Source organism: Sphingobacterium hotanense, assembly GCF_008274825.1.
Classification (GTDB): domain Bacteria; phylum Bacteroidota; class Bacteroidia; order Sphingobacteriales; family Sphingobacteriaceae; genus Sphingobacterium; species Sphingobacterium hotanense.
Genome location: NZ_CP030848.1, coordinates 4335522 through 4353365, shown reverse-complemented (window position 1 = coordinate 4353365; position 17844 = coordinate 4335522). Strand labels below are relative to the sequence as shown.

At 40.9% G+C, this 17844-nt stretch carries 17 protein-coding genes; 15 read left to right on the top strand and 2 right to left on the bottom strand.

Features of this window, described 5'->3' with window-relative positions; all coding sequences use genetic code 11:
- Positions 1 to 25 precede the first annotated feature (25 nt).
- Positions 26 to 637 (bottom strand): ribonuclease HII, encoded by a 612-nt coding sequence (locus tag DSM08_RS18350; RefSeq protein ID WP_149527787.1) that lies wholly within the window; start codon positions 635 to 637, stop codon positions 26 to 28.
- Between the two features lie 446 nt (positions 638 to 1083).
- Here DSM08_RS18350 and DSM08_RS18345 point away from each other — a divergent pair, with 446 nt between their 5' ends.
- The 4 genes from DSM08_RS18345 to fabD all read left to right on the top strand — a co-directional run bounded on the left by DSM08_RS18345 (position 1084) and on the right by fabD (position 7004).
- Complete coding sequence (locus tag DSM08_RS18345) at positions 1084 to 1821, top strand: hypothetical protein (protein WP_149527497.1); 738 nt, start codon at positions 1084 to 1086, stop codon at positions 1819 to 1821.
- 19 nt (positions 1822 to 1840) lie between these two features.
- On the top strand, positions 1841 to 4669 hold the full coding sequence (locus DSM08_RS18340; protein ID WP_149527496.1) for an outer membrane beta-barrel protein: 2829 nt from the start codon (positions 1841 to 1843) through the stop codon (positions 4667 to 4669).
- Positions 4670 to 4849: 180 nt separating this feature from the next.
- On the top strand, positions 4850 to 6079 hold the full coding sequence (locus DSM08_RS18335) for a M16 family metallopeptidase (RefSeq protein ID WP_149527495.1): 1230 nt from the start codon (positions 4850 to 4852) through the stop codon (positions 6077 to 6079).
- A 34-nt stretch (positions 6080 to 6113) separates the two neighbouring features.
- Positions 6114 to 7004 (top strand): ACP S-malonyltransferase, encoded by an 891-nt coding sequence (gene fabD / locus DSM08_RS18330; protein WP_149527494.1) that lies wholly within the window; start codon positions 6114 to 6116, stop codon positions 7002 to 7004.
- A 67-nt stretch (positions 7005 to 7071) separates the two neighbouring features.
- Here the strand turns inward: fabD and metK are convergent, their stop codons facing one another.
- Entirely contained in the window at positions 7072 to 8325 is a 1254-nt protein-coding gene (gene metK / locus DSM08_RS18325; protein WP_149527493.1) for a methionine adenosyltransferase, read from the bottom strand.
- 225 nt (positions 8326 to 8550) lie between these two features.
- Here metK and DSM08_RS18320 point away from each other — a divergent pair, with 225 nt between their 5' ends.
- The 11 genes from DSM08_RS18320 (at position 8551) to DSM08_RS18265 (ending at position 17836) form a co-directional block, all read left to right on the top strand.
- Complete coding sequence (locus DSM08_RS18320) at positions 8551 to 9426, top strand: diacylglycerol/lipid kinase family protein (RefSeq protein ID WP_149527492.1); 876 nt, start codon at positions 8551 to 8553, stop codon at positions 9424 to 9426.
- A gap of 3 nt (positions 9427 to 9429) precedes the next feature.
- Positions 9430 to 9780, top strand: a complete 351-nt coding sequence (locus DSM08_RS18315) for a translation initiation factor (protein WP_149527491.1) — start codon at positions 9430 to 9432, stop codon at positions 9778 to 9780.
- A 419-nt stretch (positions 9781 to 10199) separates the two neighbouring features.
- Entirely contained in the window at positions 10200 to 11033 is an 834-nt protein-coding gene (locus tag DSM08_RS18310; protein ID WP_149527490.1) for a MotA/TolQ/ExbB proton channel family protein, read from the top strand.
- Positions 11034 to 11131: 98 nt separating this feature from the next.
- A complete protein-coding gene (locus DSM08_RS18305) occupies positions 11132 to 11788 on the top strand; it encodes an ExbD/TolR family protein (RefSeq protein WP_149527489.1) in 657 nt (218 codons plus the stop codon).
- A 9-nt stretch (positions 11789 to 11797) separates the two neighbouring features.
- Positions 11798 to 12355 (top strand): ExbD/TolR family protein, encoded by a 558-nt coding sequence (locus DSM08_RS18300; RefSeq protein ID WP_149527488.1) that lies wholly within the window; start codon positions 11798 to 11800, stop codon positions 12353 to 12355.
- A 27-nt stretch (positions 12356 to 12382) separates the two neighbouring features.
- Complete coding sequence (locus DSM08_RS18295) at positions 12383 to 13264, top strand: energy transducer TonB (RefSeq protein ID WP_149527487.1); 882 nt, start codon at positions 12383 to 12385, stop codon at positions 13262 to 13264.
- A 279-nt stretch (positions 13265 to 13543) separates the two neighbouring features.
- Complete coding sequence (locus DSM08_RS18285) at positions 13544 to 14491, top strand: PstS family phosphate ABC transporter substrate-binding protein (protein WP_149527485.1); 948 nt, start codon at positions 13544 to 13546, stop codon at positions 14489 to 14491.
- 27 nt (positions 14492 to 14518) lie between these two features.
- Positions 14519 to 16261 carry a tetratricopeptide repeat protein gene (locus DSM08_RS18280; RefSeq protein ID WP_149527484.1) on the top strand — a complete coding sequence of 581 codons (1743 nt, stop codon included), beginning with the start codon at positions 14519 to 14521 and terminating at the stop codon, positions 16259 to 16261.
- Positions 16262 to 16376: 115 nt separating this feature from the next.
- Positions 16377 to 16757 carry an NADH-quinone oxidoreductase subunit A gene (locus tag DSM08_RS18275; RefSeq protein WP_149527483.1) on the top strand — a complete coding sequence of 127 codons (381 nt, stop codon included), beginning with the start codon at positions 16377 to 16379 and terminating at the stop codon, positions 16755 to 16757.
- Between the two features lie 28 nt (positions 16758 to 16785).
- Positions 16786 to 17340, top strand: a complete 555-nt coding sequence (locus tag DSM08_RS18270; protein ID WP_149527482.1) for an NADH-quinone oxidoreductase subunit B — start codon at positions 16786 to 16788, stop codon at positions 17338 to 17340.
- Positions 17333 to 17836, top strand: coding sequence for an NADH-quinone oxidoreductase subunit C (locus DSM08_RS18265; protein ID WP_149527481.1), 504 nt, complete (start codon positions 17333 to 17335; stop codon positions 17834 to 17836). Before DSM08_RS18270 ends, DSM08_RS18265 begins: the two co-directional genes overlap by 8 nt.
- Positions 17837 to 17844: the final 8 nt, after the last annotated feature.

The window sequence follows — 17844 nt, the reverse complement described above, 5'->3', positions numbered from 1 at the left end:
TATCAAAAGATTTTTCATTAAACCTTCAGAATAAGGCCAATTGCGGATCCGAAACTCTGAAGGTTTTTCTATGGTGTGGAGTTAACCCTAGGCGAATTACTGCTTCTCGATGCTTCACGGTTGGATATCCTTTGTTCTGCAGCCAATCGTAGTCCGGGAAATCATTGGCTAGATTTTCCATGTATTCATCGCGGTAGGTTTTCGCTAATATAGAAGCAGCGGCAATAGAAAGGTATTTTCCATCACCCTTGACGATACAGCTGTGTGGAAGTTTAGGGTATGGAATAAACTTATTCCCATCGATGATCAGGTATTGGGGTTTTAACGTTAATAAGTCTATCGCTTTATGCATTGCTAAGTAGGATGCTTTGTGGATATTGATCTTGTCAATCTCCGCCGCCGATACCGAAGCAACCGCGAAGGCAAGCGCCTCCTGCTCTATAATAGGCCGCAAGGCCATGCGCTTCTTCTCTGATAATTTCTTCGAATCGTTTAATACCGCATTGTGATAATCCGGCGGAAAGATCACCGCCGCCGCAAATACTGGACCGGCAAGACATCCTCGTCCAGCCTCATCGCATCCAGCCTCAATGAAATCCCGCTGAAAGGTCGACAATAAGCATGAAGCATTTTCCATGGGGTAAAGATAATCATATTCCATTGAGATATTTCGCTAGTAAATTCGGATTGAACGGTTAAAGTCTCAGTCTGAGTGATGATACTGCACTCAGAAGGCCGCGGGCGATAGATTTGCGCGCGGAGCACTTATCTTTTCATAGCTCTTCAGGGAGATATTCTGGTCCCCCAAAAAGTTTCGTATATTTGTATTTATAATAGTGTGATCCCCAAACCCAAGGGGAAAGTGTAACTGCCAGCCTCCTTATAGGCTGGCACTTGCTTTTAATCATGGACGTTGTGCGCTTCATCTATCGCGTTGATTTGCAAAGCCTGCGAATGTAACTTCTCTGTTATCCTTGGCTGTTTACATTTATTTACATTTCTTATATTTTTCTTTGCATTGAGATATAGGTAGAGTAAACTATTTTGAGTATTCTAATGTCAAAAAGCTTACAAAATAGACTCATGAAAAGAACGATTATTTGTACCCTGTTAGTTTTCTTAAGTGCGAGCGTTTTTGCCCAGAAGAAGAAAAATGATGAATACCGCTTAGTGCCTACATTTCCGGTCACCGTAGATGCTGATTTGCTGGAATGGGCTGATAAATTGGCACCGATGGATCAAGACTCTAGTTGGAGCTTTGCGGTCAGTAATGATACAGATTTTATTTATGCGGCGATCAAGGTGAAAAACGAGATGCTGCAATATGAGGCCGTACGGAACGGCTTTATTATCAATATTAATAAGAACGGGAAGAAGAAAGACGGAGCGGCGTTAATTTTTCCGATACCTGATAGTGAATCTCGTCGCGCGATGCGTCAAGATGACAATTTTGAAAATATGAATGTCCGCGAGGAATTGATCAAACGTAGCCGTGGCTACGGGGTCAAGGGATTTCAACGTATCGTTGATGGTCTTTTGTCTTTCGAGAACACGTACGGCGTGCAGGCAATTGCGAAATTGACCGCGGAAAATGAACTGATTTATGAGGCGAAGATACCTATTGATGCGATTGGCTTGAAAGATCCGAAGCAGACCGTAGCGATTCAAGTGCAGCTGAATAATCAATATGCCATATTGCAGAGGGCATTGCGCAATAGACCCCAACAGAATCGGGGTATCTATGGTGCACCTTCAACACCAACGGTTCGAATTCCTTATTCCGCAAAAACGGAGATTTGGATTGTCGGACCACTAAATTAGAATTAGAAAAACAACATATATGTATAGAATTGTAAGGGTATTGTTATCTGTTTGTTTGCTTGTTGTGGGCGCCACAGGCTATGCGCAAACGAAAAGGGTTGTTCAGGGAATGTTGCTCGACACCGAGTCGAGACCTATTTCCGGTGCATCAGTAAGATTGATCGCAGATGGTGATTCAATGGGGACGAGTTCCTCTCAGGCGGGGTTTTATACCTTCGAAAATGTTAAAGCGCAAAAATTTAAGATACGCGTAAGCAGTCTTGGATTTGATGTTTCCGAGAAAGAGGTGGACTTCCCGGAAGGACAGACTGAGGTTCGCGTTCCGACCTTCATGTTGAAAGTGAATTCGAATATGATTGAGGAAGTTGTTGTACAAGGTGTGTTGACCGTGCAAGTAAAGGGAGATACAGTAGAGTACTCTACAAAAGATTTAAAACTTCGCGAGGGATCTGTTGCGGAAGATGCTTTGAAGAAATTACAAGGAGTAGAGGTTGATAAAGATGGAAACGTAACGGCTCAGGGCGAGCAGGTGACGAAAGTTCGTATCAATGGAAAAGACTTTTTTGGAGGGGATGTAAAAACTGCAACGCAGAATCTTCCAGCCAATATTATTGAGAAAATCCAAGTGGTAGACGATTATGGTGATATGGCAAATATCACGGGTAATAAATCGGGTGATTCGGAGAAGATTATCAATATTCAAATTGACCCTAAATATAATAAAGGTTATATGACGACTCTACGCGCAGGTTATGGTACGGAAGATCGTTATCAGGCTACCGGAATGTGGATGGGCATGACCGACAAGTCACAGGTTTCTGTTTTAGGGAACTTAAATAATATCAATGCACCACTATTTGATTTCAACACCATGGGTGGCGGTGCTCGCCGTCGTATGGGCGGTGGGGGTGGCCGCGGTGGCGGGATGTTTGGTGGCGCTTCGGGACTTACCAATGCAGGGTCCATTGGGGTCAACATTCGTCACGACTTCTCGGATAAGCTGAAAGTATATGGTAGCTACTCATACGGTCGCGATGATAACGACCTTTTGACAAATAGCTTGACGCAATATTTTGTAGAAAACGGAACGCAGGATCAATATTCTGATTCTACGGCGAACAACATTCTTTCGAGCCATCGTTTCGAAGGTAACTTGGAATGGAATATCTCGGACAAGGATTATGTGAAGATTACACCACAATTCGGGTTTAACGGCACAGATGCCAACTCTTCTTCTTTTGGTAGATTTTTCGATGAAAATAGCGTTTTGGATAACTCTGATACGCGCACGGAAGGCTCGCTCAGCGATGCACCGCGCTTTGGTATCAGTGGATTGTACAATCGTAAATTAAGCGATAAAGGGCGCAACTTGTTCATGAACTTTAACTACGATAATGCATCGACGACGAAAGACTATCAAGGTATACTTGAGCGTTTGATCAACGATCCGAATGAACAGGGCTCGACACTTGGCGAGATCTATGAGCGCACGGTTCAGGAATTGAAAAACAAAAGCTGGAATGCTGGGGCTAGTCTATCTTACCTAGAGCCCGTTTCGGAGCATGGTAAAATCGAGCTTTCTTACGATTTTAACAAGAACAATTACGATAATAAACAATATCAAGATGCTTTTGATGCGGCTGACAATGTATTGCCAAACACGGCGGAGCGCATGTTGAACTATCACTACGATCAGGATTACTCCTTTACAACCCACCGTTTTGGCGCAAGCTATGCCTACGAGAATGATAAGATCAAATATTCCGTGGGTGCTGCAGTCCAGCCTTCCAAAATGTTGGGCGATGCTTCCAGTGATGATGCTAATGCTGTAATCGATCGTACCAACTTGAATTGGATGCCGATTGCGAGATTCGAATATAAATTCTCCCGTCAAAAAAATATCAGCATCAATTATTCAGGACAATCAAATGAGCCTACTTTAAACCAAATTCTACCGTATGCTGTTGGGAATAGCTCCACGAATATTACCTATGGTAATCCGAACTTGAATCCGGAGTTCAGACACCGTGTCATGATGCGATACCGTTCTGGCGACTTCCAAAAAGGGAATACCTTCTTTGCCATGATGAATGGTAATTTGACGACAGATCGTATCGTCTCTTATGTGAAAAGGCAACGTGTTGAAAATGTGGGTATGGTTTCACAGACGCAGTATTTGAATGAATCAGATCCTGTTTACAACCTGAGTTCCTTCTACCACTATGGAAAATCCTTGAAAGAAAAGACCTATAACATTATGTTGATGGGGGGTGTTTCGTATAATAAGAACATCTCTTATATCTCGCAGGATTTGGAGGAAACTACAGGAATGAAAAATGTCGCCAATAACTGGGTGTTTAATCAAGGTTTGATGTTCCGTTATAACCCTTCTGAAAATCTGGAGATTAATCCTGGAGTTCGTTATGCCTTCAACCATACTAGAAATAGCATGGGTACTAATAACAGTAATGTATCTACCTGGACGCCTACCCTTATCGGATCGGTTAATCTTACGCCGACGACGATTTTCGGAGCAGACTTTTCGAAGTCTTTCAACTCGGGCTATGGTCCACTAACAAGTGCAAATCCTTTCATCATCAATACGTATATCGAGCAGAAGTTATTGAAAGGGCAACGCGGAACGGTTCGCTTGCAAGCATTTGACTTATTAAATGAGCAAACAAACCTATCAAGAACTGTTCAAGAGAGCATGTTATTGGATAGACAAACGAACCGCTTAGGTCGCTACTTTATGCTGACCTTCACCTTTAAATTGCAGAAGTTCTCGGGAGTAGCACCAGTCGAAGACAATATGGGTCACGGTGGTATGCGTAGACCTAGAATGTAAAAATATCAATCACCTATGATAGCATGCGGCTTCCCGAGTAAATTGGGGGCCGTTTTTTTAGTTGGAATCGTCCTACTCGAAGCGTCAAGTTATTCTGCCTTCCCCGAGTCTTACCATCCGTTCGGCATCAATCCTCTTATACCTCGAATATAAGGTGTAATTCCTACCTTTGCACTAACTATGGATCATAAAATTTTCCAGCTTGATAATGGTTTGCGGATACTACTTCATCCGCAAGTTTCAACAATTACGCATGCATGTCTGATTGTGGATGTCGGGTCTAGGCATGAGCAGATAGGGAAGTTCGGTACCGCCCATTTTATTGAACACCTTTTATTTAAGCGGACGGAACGTCGTTCGACAAGTCAGATATTAAATCGTTTGGAGGCAGTTGGGGGGGACCTGAACGCTTACACGACGAAAGAATATACTTGTATTCAGGCGTCCTTTTTGAATCCGTATTTGGATAGGGCCTTAGATTTATTTGAGGATATTATTTTTCATTCGCTTTTCCCGGAGGAAGAGATGGAGAAGGAGAAAGGGGTGATCTTGGATGAGATGGCTTCTTATCTGGATAGTCCGGAGGAATCGATTATGGATGATTTCGAAGACCAGATTTTTAAGGGGTCTGGCTTAGGACATAATATTTTGGGGGTTGAGGAAGATCTGAAGGGTATTGTACAGGATGATATCAAGACCTTTATCGCGCAGCATTATGCGACTTCGAAAATGGTTATCGCCATTGCGGGGGATTATGATGAAAAGAAGGTTTTAAAGTTGGCGAACAAGCTTTTTGGTCAAGTGCAGGTATATGAGTGGGATCATGCCAGGGAGGATCTTTCTTTTGCCAAAGCGACGAAAGTAGAGTTGGCAAGGCCGATCAACCAAGTGCACTGTGTTTTGGGGAGCACTGCTTACAGCATATACGATAATCGGAAGACGGGTCTCCTTTTACTAAATAGTCTCTTAGGTGGCTTTGGAATGACGTCTATCCTGAACCTTAATATTCGTGAGAAGTACGGTATCGCTTATACTATTGAGTCAAACTATAGCTTATACAGTGATACGGGCCTTTTTAGTATTTATTTCGGGACGGACGAGGAAAAGGCAGAGCGAGCATTGAAGTTGGTTCACAAAGAATTGAATACACTTAGAGAGCAGCCTTTGAGCGCCAGTTTCCTCGATCGGGCTAAGACAAAATTCAAAGGACAAATTGCCTTGGCGGAAGAGAATAGAATGAGCATGATTATCGCTGAAGCGAAAAATCTCTTGGATTACGATCGTGTTATCTCGCTTCAAGAGGTATTTGCTAAGATTGATGCGGTCACTGTGGAAGAGATTCATGGCATTTCGCAAGACCTATTGGCGGAAGATAAATTATCCTCCTTGACTTTTGTGCCCGAAGATTAACTTATTTTTATATTTGCTAAATAAAGAATTCCATATGAAGACAGCTTATATTTTCCCAGGACAGGGAGCTCAGTTTGTTGGCATGGGCCAGGACTTGTACAATTTAAATGAAGAAACGAAAGCCTTGTTCGAAAGAGCTAATGATATTTTAGGTTTCCGCATTACGGATATCATGTTCAATGGAACAGAAGAAGACCTTAAACAAACCAAAGTGACGCAACCTGCTATTTTCTTGCACTCGGTTATCTTAGCAAAAGCATTGGGTGCAGATTTTCAACCAGCCATGGTAGCTGGACACTCCTTAGGAGAGTTTTCGGCGTTGGTTGCTGCTGGTGCGTTAACTTTTGAGGATGGCCTGCGTTTGGTTGCAAAGCGTGCTAATGCGATGCAAAAGGCTACGGAAGCTGAGCCCGGCACGATGGCAGCGATCTTAGGGTTAGAAGATATTATCGTTGAGGAAAAATGTGCAGAGGTCGACGATATCGTAGTTCCTGCTAATTATAACTGCCCAGGCCAATTGGTGATCTCGGGTTCTGTATCCGGTGTTGATAAGGCTTGCGAACTGCTATTGGAGGCAGGTGCGAAACGCGCGCTTAAGTTGAATGTAGGTGGAGCATTCCACTCTCCATTGATGGAATTAGCGAAAAAAGAATTACAGGATGCTATTCTTGACGTTGAGATTCAAGTTCCGGTTTGTCCGATCTATCAAAATGTGGATGCGCTTCCATATCAAGATCCGGTTGCTATTAAAGAAAACTTAATTGCACAATTGACAGGCGCAGTACGTTGGACTCAAACTATTCAGACGATGCTGGCCGATGGTGCCGAAAGCTTTGTAGAAGTTGGACCTGGTGCTGTTTTACAGGGTTTAGTAAAGAAAGTTGATCGCCAGATTCCTACAGCGTCAGCGAAGATTGGAGAATAGAAATTTCTATATAAATAAGAAAGGCTGCATACATGTGCAGCCTTTCTTATTTATTGTTGAGCTTCTTTTAGATGCCAAAAGCTGCTTTTACTTTATCAACATAATCTAACTTCTCCCAAGTGAACAACTCAACTTCCATCGTTTTGGATTCACCACTGGAGTTTTCGAAAGTTTTCGTTACGGTTTTTGGAGTTCTTCCCATATGTCCATAAGCAGCCGTTTCCGCGTAGATAGGGTTTCTTAATCCTAATCTCGTTTCAATGCCGTATGGTGTCATGTCAAATAACTGAGCGATTACCTCCGCAATTTCGCCATCCGTTTTGTTTATTTTAGATGTACCATATGTATTGACATAAATACCCATTGGGTCTTTCACGCCAATCGCGTAGGAAATCTGCACTAATATTTCATCTGCAACACCGGCAGCCACTAAGTTCTTAGCGATATGACGGGTAGCATAAGCTGCGGAGCGGTCTACTTTTGAAGGGTCTTTTCCGGAGAATGCTCCACCACCGTGCGCACCTTTACCACCGTAGGTATCAACGATGATTTTTCTACCAGTCAAACCTGTATCGCCATGGGGACCACCGATTACAAACTTGCCCGTTGGGTTGATATGGTATTTGATCTCTGCATTGAATAAAGCTTGAAGTTCTGGTTTCAATTGTGCTTTAACACGTGGGATCAAGATATTAATGATATCTGTTTTGATTTTTTCCTGCATTTCCGATTCCGAAGCGAAGTCATCATGTTGTGTAGAGATAACAATCGTGTCGATTCGGATAGGTTGGTGGTTGTCATCGTATTCCAAAGTAACTTGAGACTTCGCATCGGGACGTAAGTAGGTAATTTCTCTGTTTTCACGACGTAGCGCTGCAAGTTCGTACAACAGTCGGTGCGAGATATCTAATGCTAAAGGCATATAATTCTCTGTTTCATTGTTCGCATAACCGAACATGATACCTTGGTCGCCTGCGCCTTGCTCTTGTTTACTGATGCGGTCTACTCCTTGGTTAATATCTGCCGATTGCTCATGAATCGCTGACAGCACGCCGCAGGAGTTCGCTTCGAACATATATTCTGACTTGGTATAGCCGATCTTTTCGATGACTTGTCTCGTGATCTTTTGTACATCTAAATAGATTTTTGATTTTACCTCACCAGCTAAAACTACCTGTCCCGTAGTTACAAGGGTTTCAATTGCTACACGAGAATCTTCATCCCATGCTAAAAAGTTGTCGATTAGAGCGTCCGAAATTTGGTCTGCGATTTTATCTGGATGTCCTTCAGATACAGATTCGGAAGTAAATAAATATGCCATAAATATTCAAACGAATTGGGGGAAAAAGACTTTACAGCGAGTGGAAAAACACGGATTAAAATAGTTTTAGCACTTTTTTACTGTGGTTGCAATCTCCCATTTACATTATAATAATGCAAAATGCAAATCAGTCCACATTTTGTGTGGCACAAAGCTACGATACTTTGCAATATTTAAAAAGTATTTCGTTCAAATTATTATCTTTAGCGGAATTTAGATATTGAAATGACAAAAAAACGCATTCTGTTTGTAGTGAACCCAGTATCAGGAGGTAAGAAGAAAACAGCGTTCAATAAACAGGTTTTAGAGGTGCTAGATCTCTCCCGATTCGAGCCTACTTTTAAAACCACCAATCATGTAAATCACGCCTATGAACTAGCTATTCAAGCCATAGAAGAAAAGTACGATGCAGTGATTGCGGTGGGAGGAGACGGAACGATAAACGAGATAGGTTCTGCCTTGGCTGGCACAGCCACGCCACTGGGGATTATTCCGGAGGGATCGGGAAATGGATTGGCTTTGTATTTAGGTATTCCTATGAATGAATCGGCTGCATTACGTCGTTTGAATCGCTTTGATTCGGTTGCGGTTGATTGCGCGAAAGTGGGGGATGATCGTTTTTTCAATATCGCTGGTTTAGGATTTGATGCTTCTGTCAGCGATAAATTTGCGAATGAGACCTTCCGTGGACCGGTTGGTTACTTAAGAACGGCAATCAATGTGTTAAGTAATTATAAACCGAAAAAATATAAACTGAAGATTGATGGCAAAGAATATGAGCGCGAAGCGTTTATGATTTCAGTTGCCAATTCGCCGCAATATGGCAATAACGCGTATATCGCGCCTAACGCTTCGATTACCGATGGTTTGTTGGATGTCTGTATTGTGCATAAGTTTCCACTCTATACTTTGCCGATGATGATTTTTCATCTTTTCAATAAAACTGCAGACCAGTCGGAATATGTGGAAATCATACCCGGGAAGCATATTATTATCGAGCAGGAGGGTAAAGATCCGGTGCATTTAGATGGAGAGCCAAAAGAATTAGGGCAGCGGATTGAAATAGAAGTGATGGAACGAGCGTTAAATATAATATGTTAAGAGATGAGTAAGCAGAAAAAGCAGCGTTTTGAGGGAATAGTATATTCTACATCGGATGATTTCTCCTACGTCGAGTCGGATAATCAAGAGGAGGGGGAGACTTTGCCGAATGGGAAGCAAAAATTGAAGGTGGGCTTAGATCGTAAAGCGCGTAAGGGAAAAGTCGTTACTTTAATTACGGGATTTATCGGTACGCAGGATGATTTAGACGTTTTAGCGAAGGTTTTGAAGCAGAAATGTGGCGTTGGGGGTAGTTCGAAAGACGGTGAGATATTGATACAAGGTGAATTTAAGGATAAAATAATCCAATATTTGCAGGCGGAGGGATATCAAGTAAAGGGTTTTGGTGGCTAAGGGAATGAATCTGCGCTAAATGACTAAAAAACAAAGAAATAGTTTTCATTTCTGTCGTGATGACAATGATTTGACACTGGCTCTTTGTGAGTGAATGCTCACTTAATTTTAACATTTAACGATTTGATAATTTGCATATCAAAAAAAAAATGGTTTTCATTGTAAAAAATATGACAGGAATATTCAACCGTTATGTAATACAAAAGAGTAGGCATTGATTGGAGACTGCTGAAGCATATCAATGAAAACATAACAGACCCCAAAAAGGTGTACAATCAGATATCTTCAAATTAATTTTGTTTTTAACATAAAATGCTATATTTGTTTTGAATTAATGTAATATAACGGCATTTGGATTGCATTAAATTGAATTTAACTTAATAATTAAACAACAGTAAAAAATCTAAAAATTAGTAAAAATGGCAAACGCACCAAAAACTACAACAGCCCCAGCTAAACAAGACAGTGGCAATGCGGGTAATTTATTTGCGAGTTTAGCAATTATCATTTGTTTAATCATTGGTTTCTTGGTTTACAAGTTTGTAATGGGTGATCCTAACAACTTTATCGACAACAACCCAGAGAACCAACCAAAACCAGGTAACTATTTCGGTATGGTTTACCACGCTGGATACGTAGTACCAGTGCTTCTTGGATTATTCTTAATGGTATGGGTGTTTTCAATCGAGCGCTTCATCGTTATCGGTAAAGCTTCTGGAACTGGAAATGTAGGAAACTTTGTAAGAAAAGTACAAGGTTTATTAAGAGCTGGTAACATTGATACAGCTATTCAAGAGTGTGACAAACAAAAAGGTTCTGTTGCAAACGTAATCAAAGCTGGTTTATTAAAATACAAAGATGTTGAAGCACATCCAGGATTAGATACTGAAAAATCAGTATTAGCAATCCAAAAAGAAATCGAAGAGGCTACAACATTAGAGATGCCTATGTTAGAGAAAAACTTAACAGTTATCGCAACATTAGTATCTATCGGTACATTAACAGGTCTATTAGGAACAGTAACAGGTATGATCAAGGCCTTCTCGGCATTGGCAACAGGTGGTGCTCCAGATTCAGCTAAATTAGCAAACGGTATCTCTGAGGCCCTAATCAATACGGCAACAGGTATCGGTACATCAACTATCGCTATTATTTTCTACAACATCTTAACTTCTAAGATCGATACATTAACTTACTCTATCGACGAGGCTGGTTTCTCAATCGTACAAACATACGCTGCGAACCACAAATAAGATGATTTAAAAAAGTTGAAAATTTTTTATGGAATGTTCAACTTCTAATCATCATTATAATAGAACGAAATAGAGTATTCATTTAAAGAAGTAAAGAAATGGGAAAAGCAAAAGTAAAAAGAGCCAGTACCACCATCGACATGACGGCGATGTGTGACGTGTCTTTCTTACTTCTTACTTTCTTCGTATTGACTGCAACTGCGCGTCAGCCAGAAGTAATGCCAGTAGATACGCCCGCGTCGACTACACTGGACAAATTACCAGATGATAACTTGTCGGTAATTACAGTGGGTAACAAAGGAAAAGTGTTCTTTGGGGTGAAGAACCCAGAAGTTAGAAAAATAACTTTGAAGAACATGTCTGCGAAATATGGCATCGGTTTCTCGGAAGAAGATTATGAGAAGTTTAAAGGATTAGACGAGTTCGGTGTTCCTATCAAGAATTTGCGTGCCCTACTTTCGCTAGAGAATGACAAACGTACGGAAGATATCCAACCAGGTATTCCTGTGGATAGTACAGAAGCGAATTCAAACGAGTTGTACCAATGGGTACAGCAAGCTCGGCTAGCAACAGTAGAATTCAATCGTGACCAAGAGTCTAAGGTTAAAAACTGGACGGATCCGGGACCGATGAAAGTCGCAATCAAGGCAGACGCTGAGGAGAAGTATTCAATAATGAATTTGATCATTGAAACCCTGAGAAATCAAAAGCAGAACAAATTTAGTTTTGTTACCGGTTTACGTCAGGAAAATTAATAAGGTAAAATGGCAGAATTAAATCAAGACTCCGGTGGTGGCAAAAAAGGTGGTAAGGTAAGGTCGAAGAAAAACGGAGGCCGTGTAGATTTAACCGCGATGGTGGATCTAGCGTTCCTTCTAATTACCTTCTTCATGCTTACAACATCTTTGAATAAGCCACAAGCAATGGACGTTGCGATGCCTGATAAGAACAAAGACTGGAATGAAAAACAACCAGAGATTGACATCGCGGATAACCGCTCAATCACTTTGCTATTAGGCTCAGATAACAAAATTGCCTGGTATTATGGTCAATTGGAAAAACCGATTACCCCTCCAACTGTAGTTGATTACAGTAAAGAAGGAATTCGTAAGATTCTTTTAGAGAAGAAAGCACAAGTTCCAAAGGTAGCGCAGGGTAAGGACTTAATCGTCGTTATTCGTCCAAGTGATCAATCAGTTCAACGTAACCTCGTTGATATATTAGATGAAATGAAAATCACGGATATTAAACGTTATATGATTTCTAAAATCAAGCCTGAGGAGGTTGAAGTTTTAAAATCTAATGGAATCTATAACGACTAATATTCAGGATAAAAAAATTGGAAAAACATGATAGGTTCAAAATTAGATTTATTTAAGAAAGAATGGCTAGATGTCGTTTTCGAGAATAGAAATAAAGAATATGGAGCTTATGCATTACGTAAGTATGCACCAGTTGCAACAAATATCGCTTTATTCTCCGTTTCGGCAGTTGTTCTTTTATTCGTAGCCGTAAAGGCTTTCGATATCAAGATTTTTCCTGAGAAACAAGTTGAGGAAGCTCCTGTAGTTACTGAGGTAACCTTGGAAGACTTAGAGATTCCTGAGCCTGAGGAAGAGGAAGAGCCAATTCCTGAAGAAGAAACACCTCCTCAACGTATTGCTGAAGAGCCACCTGCGGAAGACTTAATCCGTTTCCCAGAGCCAAAGGTTGTTGATGCCAGACAAGTAAAAGAGGAAGTTGTATCTCAGGAAGAGATCAAAGAGAAAAACGCTACTCCTGCGCGTATCACGTTGAAAGGTACACCTGGCGCTGCTGGGGTTCCTACAGGTGAGTTCGGCCCGAAAAAAGTTGAAGGTGCGATTACAGGTAGTACAAAAGGTGTAGAAGGTGGTGATGCGAATCGTGTATATGATTTCGAAGCTATCGAAGTACAACCAGAATATCCAGGAGGTGTTAATGCCTTCCGTTCATGGGTTCAAAACAATTACTCTTATCCACAAGCTGCGATTGATGCTGGGGTAAAAGGAACAGTTGAAGCATCCTTTGTAATCGATAAGTCTGGTAATGTAACAGACATCAAAATTAACAGAGATTTATCTTACGGTACTGGTCAAGCGTTGATCAATACACTTAAGAAATCTAAAAAATGGAGCCCAGGTATTCAGAACGGTCGTCCAGTTCCTGTACGCTATTCAATTCCTTTGCGCTTAGACTTATCACAAATGTAATTCGATATGTCGAATCATTCAACAAGAAATAATTTTAGACAGAAATCGCCCACACAGCGATTTCTGTCCATTTTAGGACTAGTCATGTTCGCCTTTTATTTCGTATTGGGCATCCTGATTATTTTCTGGGACAACTTCCCGATTCCAATCGACCCTACGTATAAAACGCTATTTGGCGTGCTCCTAATTGTTTATTCATTTATGCGTTTTGCTCGTCTGTGGCAAAATAACTTTAGGAATTAATTAATCCTTAGCGCATTTTTTCAATCTAATTGTTATATGAGAAAGCATAGCATATATCGTATTATTATGCTTTTCTTAGGACTAGCTTTGGTTGTATCCTGTTCGCAGAAAAAGTCGAACGAAGGGGGAGACGAGGCTACTAAGGAAGCACCTGTAGCGAAAGATGATATCTTGACGGGTGAAATGTCTGTAATTGTCGATGAAGCGATTTATCCGATTATGCTGGAGCAGGTGGAGGTGTTTAAAGATAGCTACGTCAATGCGAAAATTAATTTGATACCCTTGCCGGAGCGCGAAGCGATCAATGCCTTATTAAAAGGTGATGCGTCGTTGGCCGTATTGGCTCGACAGTTGACCAAGGAAGAAGGAGCGGGGTTTGACCAACGATCGATTAAGCCGAGAATTTATCCGGTGTTCTACGATGGCGTAGTTTTTGTAAATAATATTGCAGAGGCCGATACTTCAATGGACATAAAAACGTTGTCTTCATTGTTGACAGGTGAGTTAAAGTCAAAGACATTAGTTTTTGACAATGTAAATTCAAGCACATTGAGACGTGTGAAAGAATTAACAAACATTGATAAGGTTTCTGGTGTTTCAGTAAAGGGGCTAAAGAATACAGAAGAAGTTTTCGAATACCTATTGACGAATAGCAATGCGATAGGGGCGATGTCTTATGGTCAATATTTAGATTACCGTAGGAAGTTTGGAGAAGAAAATAAAATTCGTATCTTAAGCCTTCAAAACGACGAAAAGCAGGGTGTAAGTGGTTATTTCAAGCCATCGCAGACAACATTTGCCACGGATGAGTACCCACTTAAGTCGGAGTTTTACGTTCTGAATTATCAGCCCAATTTGGGATTAGGAATAGGGTTTTCGGCATTCTTAACAGGTGATCGTGGGCAACGTATCGTGTTAAAGTCGGGGTTACTGCCCGCGACTATGCCAGGTAGAGAAATTATTATTAGGGATAATATAAATTAGTTTATAACAAAGAGTAAATAATAGATTATGACAAACAGCAAATTATTTTTAAGTCTTTTGTTAGCGGGTGCTGTAGGTACAGTGAGTGCGCAAAGTTTAAAAGACGCAAAAGCTGCTATCGAAGCGGAGCAATATGATAAAGCCAAGGGCATGCTTCAGCAACTAGTAGAGAAAAAAGCAAAAGATGGTGAAAACTATTTTTATTTGGGTCAGATTCACCTAGTGAATGATAAAGTTGATTCGGCTGCTTATGTTTTTCAACAAGGTGTAACAAACGCTCCAAAAGAGAAATTAAACGTTGTCGGATTGGGTATTGTTGAGTTGGAGAAAGGTAATGTTAGTGGCGCTGAGTCAAAGTTTACTGAAGCTACAACTGGTCTTCGTAAGAAGGATTATTTACCCTTGTATTACATCGGTAGAGCGTATATTGATGCGCCAAAACCGGACTACAAAAAAGCAGTTGAATATTTAACCAAAGCTAAAGAAGGCGGTCCTAAAGACGCGTTAATTCCGACAGCTCTAGGAGATGCATATGCAGGTTTGCGTGAGAGTAGCCCCGCGTATGTAGCGTACCGTGATGCTTTGACTTTAAATGATAAGTTATTGGCGCCTAAAATTGGTCAGGCTATCATCTCTCGTCGTGCACAAGCTTATGACGTGGTGTTGGAGCAATTGACTACATTGGCATCAGAAAACCCTGAGTATGGTCCAATCTACCGTGAGTTGGCCGAGACATATTACTTATCGTCTAAAAAAGCTCCAGAAGAGCAATATCGTGAGATCAACCAAAAGGCAGTGGAAAACTATAAAAAGTACTTGTCGTTAACAGGGGATGCATCTCTTGACGCGAAAGTACGTTATGCTGACTTCTTGGTTTATTCGGGTAACTACGATGAATTGAAAACCGTTTCCGAAGAATTATCGAATCAAGCAGGTGTTGATGCGAAAGTATTCCGTTATTTAGGATATATTTCATTCTTACAGGATAAAGATTACGCAAAATCTCTAGAGTACATGAATCAGTTATTCTCTAAAGTAGATACTAGCCGTTTAATCGCGCGTGACTATTTGATCAAAGGGATGGGCGAAATCATCGCTGGGAATGAGGCTCAAGGAAATGCAGATCTAAAGATCGCTATCGCGAAACAAAGTGAAGATGAGGACTTAGATGAAGAAGTAGCAGAAACTGCATTCGCTAAATTACAAGATGGTGAAGAAGAAGTTGCTAGGAAGTTATTTGCTTTCCCAGCTTCTAACCCAGAGTCTGATTACTACTACGATTCTAACTATTACCTGGGTACTGGTGAGTACGGTGTAGGATCGAAATTAGTTTCTGTTCCAGAAGGTGAAGCTACTCCAGAAGTAGTTGCGGCTAAATTCCAAGAAGCAAAACCTCACTTAGAGTCGGCTGTTAAATCGTTGGATTTAGTAGCTAAAGCAACAAAGCAAGAGGTGATTGACAAGTATAGAGTGAATGCATTATACTTCAAAGGTTTATCTGAGTTAGCTTTAGACAACGTGATTCACGATGCGGAGAACGCTAAAGGATTGTTCGTTGGTTCTTTCACTGAGTTATTAGCGGCTATTGCTTCGAGCACAAACTTGACAGATGCCCAAAAAGCATACGCAGGCGACGCTCATAACTACTTAGGTTATTATGCATATTTGAAAGGTGATACAGCTAAAGCGAAGACTCACTTTGCTGAATCATTGAAAATCAATGCAGAAGATCCATTCGCAAAACAAATGGTTGATGTACTAAATCAATAGTAATTTATAATCATTCAAAATAAGAAAAAAGGGGCTTTTGGTGACAAGAGTCCCTTTTTTTTATGACTTATTTTTCTATTTTTGTTAGACTACTAATAAACTTTAAACTGAATGTATGAATGAGCTAGCAGGTCAGAGTACACCAATTGATTATCTACCCATATTAATTCAATTAATTGTAGCAGTGGGCTTTGGGGTTACCACGATCATCGGAACGCACCTTATTGGTCCGAAGGTTAGAACTGAAAATAAACTCGGCTCATTTGAGTCGGGCGTAGAGGTTGTTGGGAATGCCAGACAACCGTTTTCCATTAAATACTTCTTGGTCGCAATTCTATTCGTGATTTTTGATATCGAGGTTATATTCATGTATCCTTGGGCTGTGAACTTCAGAGAGTTCGGATGGCAAGGTCTTGTGGAAATGTTTGTTTTCATGGGCTTGCTGTTATTAGGGTTTATTTATATCATCAAGAAGAAAGCCTTGGATTGGGATTAATCCAAACTTTCCTTAAAAAAAAACTGAAATGAGCAATATTACCTTATCAGATGCGCCTCCGGGTGTTGAAGGTGCGGGATTTTTCGCAACGACCTTGGATAAAGCCATTGGATTAGCACGTGCTAATTCGCTTTGGCCACTTCCTTTTGCAACTTCCTGCTGTGGGATCGAGTTTATGGCTACGATGGGTTCTACATACGATTTAGCGAGATTTGGAGCAGAAAGGCCAAGTTTCTCTCCACGCCAGGCGGATATGCTTTTGGTGATGGGTACGATCGCAAAGAAAATGGCACCGGTATTAAAGCAGGTATATACGCAGATGGCAGAACCTCGTTGGGTTATTGCTGTCGGAGCATGTGCATCGAGCGGCGGTATCTTTGATACCTACTCTGTATTACAAGGAATTGACGAGATTATTCCTGTCGATGTATATGTCCCGGGCTGTCCTCCGCGTCCTGAAGCAATCTTAGACGGCGTGTTGCGCCTTCAGGATATCGTGAAAAATGAATCGTTAAACAGAAGGAATACTCCAGAGTACAAAGCGCTCTTGGAGAAATACGGAATTGCAACAGACAATGGATAAGTTGACCAATCAGCAAGTATTAGAAAAGCTACAGGCACAGTTCGGTGATAAGATTCTGCATGTAGCAGAGCCGAAAGGGTTACTAACCATAGTAACAGATAAAACAAGTATCATTGATGTCCTTCGTTTATTGAAGGAAGATAATGCCCTGCAATTTATCTATCTGACCGATATCACGGCTGTGCATTATCCAGAATTGGAAAAGGCATTTGCTGTTGTTTATCATGTTCATAGTTTGATATTCAATGTCAGAATTCGTATTAAAGTGTTTTTAGATAAGCAAAGTCTAAGCATTCCTTCGGCAACTATATTGTGGAATGGTGCCAATTGGATGGAGCGTGAGACATACGATTTCTTTGGGATTGACTTTGAAGGTCATCCGGATTTAAGAAGAATATTGAATATGGATGATTTAGGTGTTTTTCCTATGCGTAAGGAATATCCGCTAGAGGATCCGAACCGTGTAGATAAGAAAGACTTTTATTTTGGACGTTAAGTGAATTC